Source organism: Ancylobacter dichloromethanicus, from assembly GCF_018390645.1.
In the GTDB taxonomy this organism is placed as follows: domain Bacteria; phylum Pseudomonadota; class Alphaproteobacteria; order Rhizobiales; family Xanthobacteraceae; genus Ancylobacter; species Ancylobacter dichloromethanicus.
This window is the reverse complement of record NZ_JAHBGC010000046.1, coordinates 143667-159101: the sequence shown is the minus strand read 5'-3', so window position 1 is coordinate 159101 and position 15435 is coordinate 143667. Positions and strand designations below refer to the sequence as shown.

Here is a 15435-nt window from a genome sequence, read left to right as displayed (position 1 = left end):
CCTTCAGGACATGGAATTCGCCATACCATTTATGCACGCCGACGAGATCGACGGCGACCTCCCGCCCCGGGGGCGTATGGACGGCGTGCAATACGTCGCTCGGAACGATCGAATGAGTGTCGGACATAAGCACAGATCTCCGTCAATGCCGGTGAGAGGTGTTCAGCCGCCGCTCCACGAAGAGCGAGTAGCGTGACATGCCGAAGCAGAAGAGGAAATAGACCACGCCGGCAAAGGCGAAGCCGGTATAGAGCGTCACCGGCGTCGCCCAGTTCGGGTCGGTGAACGAGGCGCGGAGCTGGCCGAGAAAGTCGAAGATCGAGACGATCAGCACCAGCGTCGTGTCCTTGAACAGGCTGATGAAGCTGTTCACGATGCCGGGAATGACGAGCGTCAGCGCCTGCGGCAGGATGATAAGGCGCATCATCTGGCTCCAGGTCAGCCCCATCGCCATCGCGCCCTCATACTGCCCCTTCGGGATCGCCTGCAGGCCGCCGCGCACCACCTCCGCCATATAGGCGGCCGAGAACAGAGCCACCCCGACAAGGGCCCGCAGCAGCGCGTCCGGATTGGCCCCCTGCGGCAGGAACAGCGGCAGCATGTAGGTGGCGAAGAACAGCACGGTGATCAGCGGCACGCCGCGCCAGAACTCGATGAAGATCACCGAGAGCAACCGCACGATCGGCATCTGCGAGCGGCGCCCGAGCGCCAGAACGATGCCGAGCGGCAGCGAGGCGACGATGCCGGTCACCGCGATGACCAACGTGACCAGCAGGCCACCCCATTGGCGGGTCTCGACATATTCGAGCCCGACATCGACGTCCCAGGCAAAGATGACCAGACCGAGCGCGAGGAACACCCAGAACGTGCTCAGCGCTGCGGATCGGCCGCTACCGCCGAGCAGGGCGATTAGGCCGCCCATCGCCACGATTGCGAGCAACGCGGTCAGTACATAGTCGACCCAGAACACAAGGTTGATACCGCCGATGGCTGCATCGCCGACGAAGCTGCCGATCAGCCCGAAGCGTTCCAGCAGGAAGGCCGAGGCGTCGATGTTGCCTCCGGTCAGCAGCACGAAGGCGACCACCGGATAGACGACGAAGAACAGGAACGAGGTCAGCCGCTTGAATGGCAGGCTCGGCACCAGCAGCGGCACCAGCAGGAGCACACCGGCCGCGAAGACGATATCCACCCGCCAGCGCTCGGCGATCGGGTAGAAGCCATAGATGAGCTGGCCGAACTTGGCATGGATGAACGGCCAGCAGGCGCCAACCTGCGGGCCGAGGCAGGCCTCGCGGTTTTCACCGGTCCACACCGCATCGAGGAACATGAAGCGGATGAAAGGTGGCACTACCCACGCCACCAGCAGGATGCCAAGAACGGTCAGCGTGGTGTTCAGGACGCCGGAGAACAGGTTCTCCCGCATCCAGGCCACCGCGCCGATGCGCTGCGTGGGCGGCGGCAGCGCCGGCGCCATCTCGTTGCGGATGAAGGTCCCGTCGTCGAAGGTCATGCTCATGGCCGGGCCCTCTACCGTTCAACCAGCGCGACGCGCCTGTTGTAGGCGTTCATGATCGTCGCGGTGATGATCGACAGCAGCAGGTAGACACCCATGGTGATGGCGATGATCTCGATCGCCTGCCCGGTCTGGTTCAGCGCCGTGCCGGCGAACACCGCCACGAGATCGGGATAGCCGATGCCGACCGCCAGCGAGGAGTTCTTGGTGAGGTTGAGATACTGGCTGGTCAGTGGCGGAATGATCACCCGCATGGCCTGCGGAATGATCACCAGCCGCAGCGTCTGCCCGTTGCGCAGGCCGAGCGAATGCGCCGCCTCGGACTGGCCGTGGCTCACCGACTGGATGCCGGAGCGCACATTCTCGGCGATGAAGGCGGCGGTATAGGTCGCCAGCGCCACCGTCAGCGCGACGAATTCCGGGATGACCTGCACGCCGCCGACGAAATTGAAACCCTTGAGTTCGGGCGTCTCGAAGCTGATCGGAAAGCCGGTGACGATCATCGCCACGAGCGGAAGGCCGATCAGCAGGCCGAGATTGATCCACAGCACCGGCAGCCGCCGGCCGGTCTCCTCCTGACGGCTCGCCGACCAGTGGCGGAACAAAATGACCAGGAGAACCGCGAGGCCGATCGCCCAGACCACGATGCCGGCCCCTTCGCCGAACAGCGGGCGCGGCAGGATGATGCCGCGGTTGGAAATGAACACCTCGCCAAAAAGGCTGATGCTCTGGCGTGGACTTGGCATCGCGCTGAGCACCGCGAGATACCAGAACAGGATCTGGAACAGCGGCGGCAGATTGCGCAGCACCTCGACATAGACGGTCGAGATCGTTCGCACGACGAAGTTCTTCGACAGCCGGCCGATGCCGACCAGGAAGCCGATGATGGTGGCGAGGATGATGCCCACCACTGCCACGAGGATGGTGTTGAGCAGACCGACGAAGAAGGCCCGGCCATAGGTCGAGGTTTCGCTATAGGGAATCAGCGTCTGGTTGATGCCGAAGCCGGACGTGTTGTCGAGAAAGCCGAAGCCGGTGGCGATCTTCTGCGCGGCGAGGTTGTCGCGGGCATTTTCCGCGAAGCTCCAGCCCAGAAACACGACCACGACCAGCGCGATAAGCTGAAGGCCGATGCTCCGTACCTTCGGATCGTTGATGAATGAAGTCTTCGCACGCCCGCCGACGGGCCCAGCCAAATCCGTCATAGTCCCCCTCGCCTCGGATCGAGGCCACGCATGTCTCCGACGCCGAACTTGAAGTCGGTTCTGCCGGAGAGTGGAGGCTCCCGAAACGCCGGAAGCCTCCAGATTTCACAGCCTCAGCGGATCGGCATGCCGTACTGGATGCCGCCCTTGTTCCACAGCGCGTTGAGGCCGCGCGAGAGCTTCAGGGGGGTGTCGGGGCCGACGGTACGGTCGTACATCTCACCGTAATTGCCGACATTCTTGATGATCAGGTAGCCCCAGTCATTGCCGAGACCCAGGCCCTCGCCATACTTGCCCTCGGTACCCACGAGGCGCTTGATCTCCGGGTTGGTGGCGCTCTTCACCTGCTCGTCGACATTCTGGGAAGTGACGCCGAGTTCCTCGGCGATAAGCTGAGCATTCAGCACCCACTTCACGATGTCGAACCACTGGTCGTCGCCATGGGCCACCACGGGGCCGAGCGGCTCCTTGGAGATGATCTCGGGCAGCACGATGTGGTCGTCGGGATTGGTCAGCTTGAGGCGTTCGCCGGCAAGGCCTGAACGGTCGGTAGTGAGCACGTCGCAGCGGCCGGCGTCATAGGCCTTGACCACTTCGTCATTGGTGGCGAAGGCGATGACTTCGTAGGTCATGTTGTTGGCGCGGAAGAAGTCGGCGAGGTTCTGCTCGGTCGTGGTTCCGGTCTGGGTGCAGACCGAGGCGCCAGACAGTTCGAGCGCCGAATTCACCTTCTTGTCCTTGCGGATCATGAAGCCCTGGCCGTCATAATAGGTGACGCCGGTGAAGTTGAGGCCCAGCGAGGTGTCGCGGGTGATGGTCCAGGTGGTGTTGCGCGACAAGACGTCGATATCGCCCGACTGAAGCGCGGTGAAGCGGTCCTTGGCGGAAAGCGGCGTGAACTTCACCTTGGTGGGATCGCCGAAAATCGCGGCGGCGACAGCGCGGCAGAATTCCACGTCGAGGCCGCTCCACTCACCCTTGTCGTTGGGGTTGGAGAAGCCGGGCAGCCCCTGGCTGACGCCGCACTGGACGAAGCCCTTTGACTTCACCTGCTCGAGTTTCGTGGCAGCCTGCGCGCCGAACGCGCACAGGCCCATGGCACCCGCAAGGGCGAACGTTGAGAGGAGGCGTTTCATTATGGCAGCCTTCTTCATTCGGATTGGAGCTGACGTGTCCGCCGCGAGGGCGAGCGGCACGAGTGACAGAAAAGGCAATTCGCATGCCGCCGAGGGCATCCGGAAACGTAACATGCCTACTTCCTTCGTCTGACGGCGCCCCAGAAGACCCCCTCGGGCACCACCGCAGCAGACGTACCGTCATCAGAGCGCCGCAATTCGGTCCGGTCAAGCGCTTGACGGGGCGATGCAGGCCCGTTCCCTATGCGACCTTCGATGAAGCGGACCAGACAGGCTATAACCATGGCGAACAAGACGAAAAGCACGATCCCCGGCAACCTCTCGGTCGACACCGAACTGGTCGTCGCCGGCCGCGAGCCGTTTCGCCATGACGGCTTCGTGAATACGCCGATCGTGCGCGGCTCCACCGTGCTCTCGCCGACCGTCGCCGATCTCGAAGGCCATACAGGACGCTACAGCTATGGCCGGCGCGGCAATCCCACCGTGGAGAGCCTGGAGATCGCCCTTACCCGCATCGAGGGCGGCGCCGGCGTGGTGCTCACGCCGTCCGGGCTGTCCGCCGTCAGCCTCGCGCTGCTCGCGGTGCTCAAGGCCGGCGACCATCTGCTCATGGTCGACAGCGCCTACCAGCCGACCCGCCGCGTCTGCGATGAGGTGCTGACTCGCTATGGCATCGAGACCACCTATTACGACCCCCTGCTCGGCAGCGGCATCGCCAGCCTCGTCCGACCGAACACGCGGGCAATCTTCCTGGAATCGCCCGGCTCGCAGTCCTTCGAGATTCAGGACGTGCCGGCCATCGTCGATGTCGCGTCCCAGCACGACATCGTCACCCTGATGGACAACACCTGGGCGACGCCGCTGTTCTTCCGCCCGCACGATTTCGGCGTCGACATCTCGATCCAGGCCGGCACGAAATATCTCGGTGGGCATTCCGATCTCAACATCGGCACCATATCCGCCAATGCGCGCACCTACCGGCGGGTCCACCTGGCCCATGGCGACCTCGGCATCACCGTCGCGCCGGAAGACGCTTTCCTCGCCTCGCGGGGATTGCGCACCATGGCGGTGCGGCTGGAGCGCCACCAGCAATCGGCGCTCACCCTCGCCCACTGGCTGTCGACGCGGCCGGAAGTGCGGCTTGTGCTGCATCCCGCCTTGCCGCAACATCCCGGCCACGCGCTGTGGAAGCGCGATTTCAAGGGCGCCTCCGGGCTGTTCAGCATCATTCTCCAGCCAGTGCCGAAGCCAACCGTCGACGCCTTCCTCGACGCGCTCTCGCTGTTCGGGCTGGGCTATAGCTGGGGCGGCTTCGAGAGCCTCGCCATCCCGTTCGATTGCAGCCCCTACCGCTCGGCAACGCACTGGGCGCCCGGAGGCCCGGCCATCCGGCTGCAGATCGGCCTTGAGGACCCGGCCGACCTCGTCGCCGATCTCGACAGCGGCTTTGCGGCGATGGCAGCGGCGGGTTGAGCGCCGTCAGCCGCGACGGTAGGGCGCCAGCCGCACCTCGCGCAGGCTGTTGTAGTCGAAGCCACGCAAATCGGCGCCGCGCTGGATGCGCAGGCCGATCGCCTCAGCCCGCCGGGCGAACCGCGGCTCCTGCCGCCGTTCGACGAAGACGACGCGGCAGCCTCCCCCGGCCTTGAGGAAATCGGCGGCGCCGGCACCATCCAGAAAGCGCGGCGCGTCCGGCAGAAGCAGGGCGAGGCTCGGCTCATTGAAACCGGCAATGCCGACCTCGATGTCGCCGGCCTCCGCGCCACAGGGTTCGCGCGCTGCCGCGGCCACCACGCGCGGCGCCATCCAGAAGCTCTCTATGTTCGGCAGCACCAGTTGCATCACGCCGAAGCCGGAGACCAGCATGCCGGCAATGGCGACCAGCGCCGATTTCTCGATGCCATAGTCGCGCACCGAGCCCGCCGCGACCACCAGCGCGAAGAATCCGACCAGCAGCAGCGGCCAGGCCAGCACGCTTGTCGTGCGGTCGAACACCGCCATGCCCAGCAGTGCCGCCACCGCTATCACCGCGCCGATCAGCGGCCACAGCCACAACACCCGCGTCAGGCGCATATTGCCGAGGGCCAGCGCCCCGCGTTCCACCGCGACGCCGATCAGTATGGCAATCGCCGGCAGGGTCGGCGCCACATAGGCGGGCACCTTGGTGGGGAGCAGTTCGAACAGCAACCAGGCCGGCACCACCCACGCCAGCAGGAAGCGCACGGAGCCGATGCGGCGGGCTTTCCAGACGATGGGAGCGGCCAGTGCTGCCAGAGGCGCCGCCGGCCAGAACAGCGCGAAGAACAGCAGCGTGTAGATCCCGGGCAGGCCGGTAAAGCCCCGATACGCGCCCGCCACCTGCCCGAGCAATGTGCGCATGACGAACTCGTCCTGTGTCTCCGGCGGCGCGTAGCGGCGCAGCAGGAACCAGCCGCCGGCGACGAGGACCAGAAGACCGAGCCCTGGATAGGAGCGCGCGCGCCGCAGGAACAGCGCCGAGCGGTCCATCGCTAGCAGCGCCGCCAGCGGCAGCAGCAGATAAAGCGGCGTCATCAGTCCCTTGGTGAACAGGCCGAAGGCCAGCGCCGCCCAGAACGCCAGGGCGAGGCGGGCCTCATGGGGCGACTGGTCCCAGTTGCCGGCGGGCCCGCTCCGGCGCTCGGCGAGATAGAGACGACCCAGCGCACCCATCATCGCCGCGACCGAGCCGAGCAGAAACACTTCCGGCACGGCGAGACGTCCCCCCACCCCGAGGGCGACGCTGCTCGCCAGCAGGCTGGCGGCGAGCACGGCGGCGCGCCTGTGGATGAAGGCCAGCGCTGCCCAGTAGGTCAGCAGAACGGCGCCGATTGCGGCAGCGAGCGAAGGCAGCCGGTAGAGCCAGATCCGGGTGTGCGCATCCGGCACGCCGACCAGATCGGCGGCCTTCACCACGGCGGCCTGGAACCAGTGCAGGCCCAGCGCCCGCGTGCGCTTCGCCTCCCAGCCCAGCCTCGTCTCGGTCAGATCGCCGGTCTCGACCATGTGACGGCTGATCAGGGCGAAGCGGGCCCCATCCCGGTCCACCGGGGGAATGGAGAAGAATCCCGGCAGCAGCGCCACCAGACAGAGCACGACAAGAAACAGGCAGGCCCGCCGGTGGGAACCGCAGCCGAGATCGAACAGTTCGACGATCCGGTCGGGAAGGCGCAGGCCGCGCTGGGTGTAGAGCGGGGCGGCACGTCCGTTGCCGCCCGCAATCGGTGACTTCATCTGATGGAATCCCTCCGCCCCGATGAACTCATACCAGACGGAAGGGCCACGCCGCATCGGCCGGCGCTCACCCGGGACACGATATCCGAAGGTGTGGCCGGCGGGTCGACAATGTCCGCTCTCGCCAGCCGCGCTTGGCTCAAGCCGCCGGCACCGCCTCGTCGCGCGGGCCGGGCACCGCGACGGCGAGACCGCCCGCCGCCTCGATGAACCGCGCCACCTCGGCCACGCCGTCGCCGGCGCGCACATTGGCGAACACGAAGGGGCGCCGCCCGCGCATGCGGCGCGAATCGCGGTCCATCACCTCCAGCGAGGCGCCAACCATCGGCGCGAGGTCCACCTTGTTGATCACCAGCAGGTCGGAACGGGTGATCCCCGGCCCACCCTTGCGTGGGATCTTCTCGCCCGCCGAGACGTCGATCACATAGATGGTGAGGTCCGCCAGTTCCGGCGAGAAGGTCGCGGCGAGGTTGTCGCCGCCGGACTCGATGAGGATCAGGTCGAGCCGGGGAAATCGCCCGCGCATCTCGGCGATGGCGGCGAGGTTGGCGGAAGCGTCCTCGCGGATGGCGGTGTGCGGGCAGCCCCCCGTCTCCACCCCCATGATGCGCTCGGCCGGAAGCGCCCCGGCGCGGGTGAGGATTTCCGCATCCTCCTTGGTATAGATGTCGTTGGTGATGGCGGCCAGATCGTAGCGCTCGCGGAAGACCCGGCACAGCGCCTCCATCAGCGCCGTCTTGCCCGAACCGACCGGCCCGCCAATGCCGACCCGGAGCGGGCCGCTGCTGTCGCTCGCCATGGAATTCCCCTTCGCTTCAGCTTCGGAACAGTCGCGTGTACTGCGTCTCGTGGCGCATCGACGCGATATCGGATTTCAGCGCCGCGCCACCGAGCTGGTCGAGCGGCACGCCGATCGCCTGCGGCGCGACCTTCCGGACGGTCCGCGTCGCCGCAGCCAGCGCCTTGTTGCCGTCGCTCTGGCCCAGCGGCACGAGGCGCACGGCGGCGGAGACCAGATTGGCCGCCACCGCATTGAGATAAAGCGAGGCCGTCGCCGGCAATGGCAGGCCATGCGCCGCCGCCGCGATGCCGACCGCTGCCGGATAGGCGACACGCCCGTCCCACACCTCTCCCAGCCGCTCAAGCGCCGGCGCCGGCCAGGCGGCGCGGGTGGCCGCCAGAAAGGCGTCACCCTGGTTCAGCGTTTCCATCTGGCGCTCGCGCGAGGGGGCGAAGGCGGCCGCGAGTTCCAGCACGTCGCGCAGCCCGCCATCGTCGGCCGCGCGCACCGCCTCGAAGGCATGCGCCAGCAGCACTGCGTCAGCGAAGGGGCCGCCATGGCGCAGAAGTGCCTCGACCCAACCCGTAAGCGAGGCGAGGTCGGAAATCTCCCGCGTCTCGACCGCCCATTCGAGACCGTGCGAATAGGCGAAGGCACCCACCGGATAAGCGGGCGAGAGCCAGACGAACAGAGCCAGCAGGTCGGGCGAGGCGCCGGCCGGCGCCGCAGCGGCCTTGCTCATGAAAGGAGCCTAGTGGCCGTGCTTGTGGTCGTGATGATGGGCATGATCGTGGCCATGGTCATGGTCATGGCCGCAACCGCAGTCGGGGCCGTGCTCGTGGGCCACCGCCGCGGCGGCCTGAACATGCAGCACGTCGCGCTCCTTGCCGTGCCCGTGATGCTCATGCGCATGTTCGCGGTCATCGTGCCCATGCTCATGGCCGTGATGATCGTGCCCGCAACCGCAGGCGTCGCCATGCGCGTGATCGTGGTGATGGTGCGCGTGTGCGTGCCCGGCATGGCCGTGCGCCTCGGCGGCCTCATAGGCGCCGCCTTCCGGCTCGAAGGCCGCCTCGACGGTTTCGACGCCGGCGCCGAGACCGCGCGCCATGTCTTCCAGCACGCTGTCGCGGGCGATGCGGATGCGGTCGGCGAGCAATTGGGCTGGCACATGCCGGTTGCCGAGGTGCCAGGCAAGGCGGGCGAGATGGTGCGCGTCCTGCGCCACGATCTCCGCCACGGGTTCTTCGGCCGCGACCACCGCGACGACACGGTCGTCTTCCAGCTTCAGCCCGTCACCATCCTTGAGCCGGGTTGCCTCGTCGAGGTCGAGCAGAAACGCGACGTCGCCATCGCCGCGCATGGCGATGCGCCGGCGGTAGCGCCCGTCATGGGGCAGCACGACACGGTCGGCGGCGGTTGTGGCGTCCCAGCTACCAGCGGGAAGAATCTGGCGGGCACGGATCATGGTCGTCTCCTTCGGAGCTCGCATTCGGCTGTGCGGCAGCCTGAGGCTCCGATCCTTAGAACAGGAAGTAGCGCTGCGCCATGGGCAGTTCGGTGGCCGGCGCGCAGGTCAGCAACTCGCCATCCGCCCGCACCTCATAGGTTTCCGGGTCGATCTCCAGATGCGGGGTCGCGCTGTTGTGAATCATCGATGCCTTGGAGATGCCGCCGCGCACATTTTCCACCGCGACGGCACGCTTCTCCAGCCCCAGCTTGTGCGCGACGTTCAGTTCCATCGCCGCCTGCGAGACGAAGGTGAGGCAGGTCGCGGTGCGGGCCTTGCCATAGGCACCCCACATCGGCCGGTAATGCACCGGCTGCGGGGTCGGGATCGACGCGTTCGGGTCGCCCATCACCGCCGCGACGATGGTGCCGCCCTTGATCACCATGTCCGGCTTGGTGCCGAAGAAGGCCGGCGACCAGACCACGAGGTCAGCCAGCTTGCCGTTCTCCACCGAGCCGATATGGCGCGAGATGCCGTGCGCGATGGCGGGGTTGATGGTGTATTTGGCGATGTAGCGCTTGGCCCGGGCATTGTCGTTGCGCTCAGAATCGCCCGGTAGCACGCCGCGCTGCAGCTTCATCTTGTGCGCGGTCTGCCAGGTGCGGGTGACGACCTCGCCCAGCCGGCCCATGGCCTGGCTGTCGGAAGCCATCATCGAGATGGCGCCGAGATCGTGCAGGATATCCTCGGCGGCGATGGTCTCCTTGCGGATGCGGCTCTCGGCGAAGGCGAGGTCCTCGGCGATCAGCGGGTCGAGGTGGTGGCACACCATGAGCATATCGAGATGCTCGTCGAGCGTGTTGATGGTGAAGGGCCGCGTCGGGTTGGTGGAGGACGGCAGCACGTTGGGCAGGCCTGCGACCTTCATGATGTCCGGCGCATGGCCGCCGCCCGCGCCTTCGGTGTGGAAGGCATGGATGGTGCGACCCTTGAACGCGGCGATGGTGTCCTCGACGAAGCCGCTCTCGTTGAGCGTGTCGGTGTGGATCATCACCTGGATGTCGTACTCGTCCGCCACCGAGAGGCAATTGTCGATCGCCGCCGGGGTCGTGCCCCAGTCCTCGTGCAGCTTGAGCGAACAGGCGCCGGCCTCGATCTGCTCGACTAGCGGGCCGGGCAGCGAGGCATTGCCCTTGCCGGAGAGCGCGAGGTTGACCGGGAAGCTGTCGAAGGCGCGCAGCATCATCTCGATATGCCACGGCCCCGGGGTGCAGGTGGTGGCATTGGTGCCCGCCGCCGGGCCGGTGCCGCCGCCCAGCATGGTGGTGACGCCGCTCATCAGCGCGTGCTCGATCTGCTGCGGGCAGATGAAGTGGATGTGGCTGTCGAAGCCGCCGGCGGTGATGATCTTGCCCTCGCCCGCGATCACCTCGGTCGAGGCGCCGATGACGATGTCGACGCCGGGCTGGATGTCCGGGTTCCCGGCCTTGCCGATGCCGTGAATGCGCCCGTCGCGTATGCCGATATCGGCCTTCACGATGCCCCAGTGGTCGAGGATCAGCGCGTTGGTGATGACGGTGTCGACCGCCCCTTCCGCCCGCATCACCTGCGACTGGCCCATGCCGTCGCGTATCGTCTTGCCGCCGCCGAATTTCACCTCCTCGCCATAGACAGTGAAATCCTTCTCCACCTCGATGACGAGGCAGGTATCGGCGAGACGCACACGGTCCCCGGTGGTCGGCCCGAACATCTCGGCATAGGAGGCGCGGGAAATCTTGATGGACATGCGGCATTCCGTTTCGGCAAAGAGGCTGTGGGGCGGCGGGTGCTCTCAGGCGGCGGGCGTCACAGCTTGCCCATCACACCCTGGCGGAAGCCGTAGACCTCGCGCTTGCCGGCAAGCGACACCAGCGTCACCTCGCGGCTCTGTCCCGGCTCGAAGCGCACCGCCGTGCCCGACGCGATGGCGAGGCGCATGCCACGCGCCTTGTCGCGGTCGAAGGCGAGCGCCGGATTGGTCTCGAAGAAATGGTAGTGGCTGCCGACCTGGATCGGCCGGTCGCCGGTGTTGGCGACGGTGACGGAAACGAACTCGCGCCCGGCCAGAAGCTCGATCTCGCCCTCCTCCAGCAGCATTTCGCCCGGCGCCCCGGCACCATGGCTGGAGGCGATCGGCTCATGCACGGTGACCAGCTTGGTACCGTCCGGAAACGTCGCCTCGACCTGGATCTCGACGATCATCTCGGCGACGCCCGGCATCACCTGGTCGCCGGACAGCACCGTGGTGCCCAGCGTCATCAGTTCCGCGACGGTCTTGCCGTCGCGCGCGCCCTCCACCACCACATCGGTGATCAACGCCACCGCCTCGGGATAGTTGAGCTTCACGCCGCGCTCAAGACGGCGGCGGGCCACCAGGGCCGCCATGGCGACGAGCAGCTTGTCCTTCTCGCGCGGGCTGAGGTTCATGGATGCGTCTCCGGCTCTGCAAAGGCGAATGTCGGGTAGGAAGCGAAGGTGATTAGCATCGGGTGGGCGGCTTGCGTCGGGTGACCTGCATCAGGAGTGCCAGATGCGCGGCACCTCGCCGACGCCCAGCGCGGCGATCGCCCGGCGGATCGCGCTCTCCAGCGGCGCGCCGTCACGGGCCAGCAGGCGCACCGACAGCATGCCGTCCCACGCGCTCGCCCCGGCATCGAGGCCATCGGGAAGTTCGGCGGGCTCGACATCTTCCGCCGCGCCGCCAAGACCGAGGGCGACGCGCACATCGTCCAGCCGGCTCTCGGCATCGGGCGCGACCAGCAGCAGCGTCGCGAAGGCGGCCCAGCCGCCGGCGGTGGCGCGGCGGTCCAGCGTGGCGGCGATGTCGCCATCGAGTTGCAGCCCGTCGGCGTAGATCAGGCGCCCGCCGCGACGGATGCGCCAGCGATCGTGCAGCCGGCCATAAGACAGGCGTTCACCGCGCGCCGTGCGGCCGAGAATGACCGGCTCGACCAGCAGCAGGCGGGCATCGGGCGCGACCTCGGCACCGATGGATCGCTCGACCCGTGCGCCATCGAACACGATGGTCGCCTGCGGCATCCAGTGGAGGCCGGCACCGCCCTCCACCGTCAGTTCGACGGCAATGCGCGAGGTGGCACCGTCCGAGCGATAGATTTTCTCGGCGGCCTGCGTCGTGACCACCAAATGGGCATCGCGCCCGGCATGAAGGCAGCTCTGCGAGGCATCGCCCCCCGCCAATCCGCCACCGGTGTTGATCATCACCGCCTCCAGCGCGCGCCCGCGCCGGCCCGAACGCGGAAAGCGCACCCGGGCAAAGCCTTCTTCCTCAATGCGCCCGCGCACCGTGCGCCCGTCCAGCGCCCGCGCCTCGACCACGAGCCGCCCCCGCCCGCGTCGCTCGAGCGGGATCGTGGCGGCGGCGTCAGACGGCAATGCGGTTGCGAACATCAGGGTCCTCAAGGGCTGCGCCATCACCCGACATCACCACCGCGCCGCGCTCCATCACGATGAAATGGTCGGCGAGTTCCTTGGCGAAGTCGAAATACTGCTCGACCAGCACGATGGCGATGTCGCCCTTGGAGCGCAGATAGCGGATGGCGTTGCCGATATCCTTGATGATCGAGGGCTGGATGCCCTCGGTCGGCTCGTCCAGCACCAGCACTTTGGGCCGCATGGTGAGCGCGCGGCCAATGGCAAGCTGTTGCTGCTGGCCGCCGGAAAGGTCGCCGCCGCGCCGGCGCATCATCGAATCGAGCACCGGGAACAGCGAGAATACATCGTCGGGAATGAACCGCTCCGCGCGCTTCAGGGGCGCGAAACCGGTCTCCAGATTTTCCGCCACGGTGAGCAGCGGGAAGATCTCGCGCCCCTGCGGCACGAAGGCGATGCCCCGGCGCGCCCGCTCGGAGGGTGCCATCGTGGTGATGTCCTCGCCATTGAAGTGGATCGCGCCGGTCGCGACAGGCGCCTGCCCGACGATGGCCCGCATCAGGCTGGTCTTGCCCACACCGTTGCGCCCGAGCACGCAGGTCACCTTGCCCGGTTCGGCGGCGAGCGAGACGCCGCGCAGCGCCTGCGCCGCGCCGTAGAAGAGGTTGACGTCCTGAACTTCCAGCATGCGCCTAGCGTCCCAGATAGACTTCGATCACGCGCTCATTGGCGCTGACCTGATCGAGCGTTCCTTCGGCCAGCACCGAGCCCTCATGCAGGCACATGACGCGCACGCCGAGGTCGCGCACAAAGGTCATGTCGTGCTCGACCACCACCACCGAATGGCCGTTGGCGTTGATCTCGCGCAGCAGTTCCGCAGTCTGGGCCGTCTCCGCGTCGGTCATCCCCGCCACCGGCTCGTCGACCAGCAGGAGCTTGGGGTCCTGCGCCAGGAGCATGCCGATCTCCAGCCACTGCTTCTGGCCGTGCGACAGCGCGCCACCGAGCCGCTCGCGATGTTCGGTCAGCCGTATGGTCTCGAAGATCTCGTCGATGCGCTCGCGCGCCGCCGCGCTCTCGCGGTGGAAGATGTTGGGCAGCGCCCGGCGCTGGCCCTTCAGCGCCAGGCGCAGATTGTCGAGCACCGTGTGGTTCTCGAACACGGTCGGCTTCTGGAACTTGCGGCCGATGCCAAGCGTGGCGATCTGCGTCTCGTCCAGCTTGGTCAGGTCGGTGGTGCCGCCATTGAAGAACACGTCCCCGCGATCGGGGCGGGTCTTGCCGGTGATGACGTCCATCATCGTCGTCTTGCCGGCGCCGTTGGGACCGATGACGGCCCGCATCTCGCCGGGATCGACGGTGAAGGACAGCGCGTTCAGCGCCCGGAATCCATCGAAGGTGACGGTGACGGCGTCGAGATAGAGCAGCGCCTCAGTCAATTCCTTCTTCTCGGCGGGAGCCGGCTCGGAAGGGGTCGAGGGGGCCAGCATGGCGGTGTCGGTCATGTCGCGTCCCCTCATTCGGCCGGGCCGGGCGCGGCGAGCGGCGCGGCCGGTATGTCGTCATGCCGCCGGCGCTTCTCGCGCCAGTCGTAATAGGTGCCGACGATGCCCTTGGGCAGGAACAGGGTGACGGCGACGAACAGGCCGCCGAGCATGAACAGCCAGTACGGGGCGAGCATGCCTGACGTGAAGTAGGTCTTGGCGTAGTTCACCAGCACCGCCCCCAGCGCCGCGCCCACCAGCGTGCCGCGCCCGCCCACCGCCACCCAGACGATGATCTCGATCGAGTTGGCGGGCGAGAATTCGGAGGGGTTGATGATGCCGACCTGCGGCACGTAGAGCGCGCCGGCGATGCCCGCCAGCATGGCCGAGACCACGAAGGCGACCAGCTTGTAGTTCTCCGCCCGGTAGCCGGTGAACCGCACCCGCGTCTCGGCATCGCGGATGGCGACCAGCACTTTGCCGAAATGCGAGCGCACGAGGAACCGGCACAGCACATAGCCCAGCCCCAGCGCCAGCGCCGAGAGCACGAACAAGGTCAGCCGCGTCCCGTCCGCCTGGATGTTGAAGCCGAGAATGTCCTTGAAGTCGGTCAGGCCGTTATTGCCGCCGAAACCCATGTCGTTGCGGAAGAAGGCCAGCAGCAGGGCGAAGGTCATCGCCTGGGTGATGATGGAGAGGTACACGCCGGTGACGCGCGAGCGGAAGGCGAACCAGCCGAACACCAGCGCGAGAATACCCGGCGCCAGCAGCACCATCAGCGCGGCGAAGGGGAACCAGTCGAAGCCGTACCAGAACCAGGGCAGTTCCTTCCAGTTCAGGAACACCATGAAGTCCGGCAGCACGGGATCGCCATAGACGCCGCGCGTGCCGATCTGGCGCATCAGATACATGCCCATCGCGTAGCCGCCGAGCGCGAAGAAGGCGCCCTGGCCGAGCGAGAGGATGCCGACATAGCCCCAGATCAGGTCGACCGAGAGCGCCAGCAGCGCATAGGTCAGGTACTTGCCGAGCAGCGAGACGACATAGGTCGGCACATGCACGGCCGAATCCGGCGCCACGGCGAGGTTCAGCACCGGCACCAGCACCGACGCGGCAAAGAGCACGGCGAGGAAGATGATGCCACTGGTGCCCAGCAGGGCGGGCTGGCGGGTGATGCTCATG

General features: G+C 67.0%; 14 protein-coding genes. 1 reads left to right on the top strand and 13 read right to left on the bottom strand.

What is annotated here, in order from left to right; translation table 11 throughout:
• Positions 1–142: 142 nt before the first annotated feature.
• The 3 genes from KHC23_RS19560 to KHC23_RS19550 form a co-directional block, all read right to left on the bottom strand.
• Positions 143–1519, bottom strand: a complete 1377-nt coding sequence (locus tag KHC23_RS19560; RefSeq protein ID WP_213374913.1) for an amino acid ABC transporter permease — start codon at positions 1517–1519, stop codon at positions 143–145.
• A gap of 11 nt (positions 1520–1530) precedes the next feature.
• Positions 1531–2721 carry an amino acid ABC transporter permease gene (locus KHC23_RS19555; protein ID WP_213374911.1) on the bottom strand — a complete coding sequence of 397 codons (1191 nt, stop codon included), beginning with the start codon at positions 2719–2721 and terminating at the stop codon, positions 1531–1533.
• Positions 2722–2834: 113 nt separating this feature from the next.
• On the bottom strand, positions 2835–3857 hold the full coding sequence (locus KHC23_RS19550; RefSeq protein WP_213374909.1) for an amino acid ABC transporter substrate-binding protein: 1023 nt from the start codon (positions 3855–3857) through the stop codon (positions 2835–2837).
• Between the two features lie 282 nt (positions 3858–4139).
• On the opposite strand from KHC23_RS19550, the gene metC reads away from it, so the two are divergent.
• The gene (gene metC / locus KHC23_RS19545; protein WP_213374907.1) at positions 4140–5330 is read left to right on the top strand and encodes a cystathionine beta-lyase; all 1191 of its coding nucleotides are present in this window, start codon (positions 4140–4142) and stop codon (positions 5328–5330) included.
• A gap of 6 nt (positions 5331–5336) precedes the next feature.
• Here metC and KHC23_RS19540 read toward each other — a convergent pair whose 3' ends face one another.
• The 10 genes from KHC23_RS19540 to urtC form a co-directional block, all read right to left on the bottom strand.
• Complete coding sequence (locus KHC23_RS19540) at positions 5337–7109, bottom strand: ArnT family glycosyltransferase (RefSeq protein ID WP_213374905.1); 1773 nt, start codon at positions 7107–7109, stop codon at positions 5337–5339.
• Positions 7110–7248: 139 nt separating this feature from the next.
• A complete protein-coding gene (gene ureG, locus KHC23_RS19535) occupies positions 7249–7908 on the bottom strand; it encodes an urease accessory protein UreG (RefSeq protein ID WP_213374903.1) in 660 nt (219 codons plus the stop codon).
• A gap of 16 nt (positions 7909–7924) precedes the next feature.
• On the bottom strand, positions 7925–8632 hold the full coding sequence (locus KHC23_RS19530) for an urease accessory protein UreF (RefSeq protein ID WP_213374901.1): 708 nt from the start codon (positions 8630–8632) through the stop codon (positions 7925–7927).
• A 9-nt stretch (positions 8633–8641) separates the two neighbouring features.
• Positions 8642–9358: an urease accessory protein UreE gene (locus KHC23_RS19525; RefSeq protein ID WP_213374899.1), complete on the bottom strand. Its 717-nt coding sequence runs from the start codon at positions 9356–9358 to the stop codon at positions 8642–8644.
• Positions 9359–9413: 55 nt separating this feature from the next.
• Complete coding sequence (ureC, locus tag KHC23_RS19520; RefSeq protein WP_213374897.1) at positions 9414–11126, bottom strand: urease subunit alpha; 1713 nt, start codon at positions 11124–11126, stop codon at positions 9414–9416.
• 59 nt (positions 11127–11185) lie between these two features.
• The gene (locus tag KHC23_RS19515) at positions 11186–11806 is read right to left on the bottom strand and encodes an urease subunit gamma (RefSeq protein ID WP_213374895.1); all 621 of its coding nucleotides are present in this window, start codon (positions 11804–11806) and stop codon (positions 11186–11188) included.
• 90 nt (positions 11807–11896) lie between these two features.
• Positions 11897–12787 (bottom strand): urease accessory protein UreD, encoded by an 891-nt coding sequence (locus KHC23_RS19510; protein WP_213374893.1) that lies wholly within the window; start codon positions 12785–12787, stop codon positions 11897–11899.
• A complete protein-coding gene (urtE, locus tag KHC23_RS19505) occupies positions 12762–13457 on the bottom strand; it encodes an urea ABC transporter ATP-binding subunit UrtE (RefSeq protein WP_213374891.1) in 696 nt (231 codons plus the stop codon). The genes KHC23_RS19510 and urtE overlap by 26 nt, the downstream gene beginning before the upstream one ends.
• A gap of 4 nt (positions 13458–13461) precedes the next feature.
• Complete coding sequence (urtD, locus tag KHC23_RS19500; protein ID WP_213374945.1) at positions 13462–14259, bottom strand: urea ABC transporter ATP-binding protein UrtD; 798 nt, start codon at positions 14257–14259, stop codon at positions 13462–13464.
• Between the two features lie 26 nt (positions 14260–14285).
• Positions 14286–15434, bottom strand: a complete 1149-nt coding sequence (gene urtC, locus KHC23_RS19495) for an urea ABC transporter permease subunit UrtC (RefSeq protein ID WP_213374888.1) — start codon at positions 15432–15434, stop codon at positions 14286–14288.
• Position 15435 lies beyond the last annotated feature (1 nt).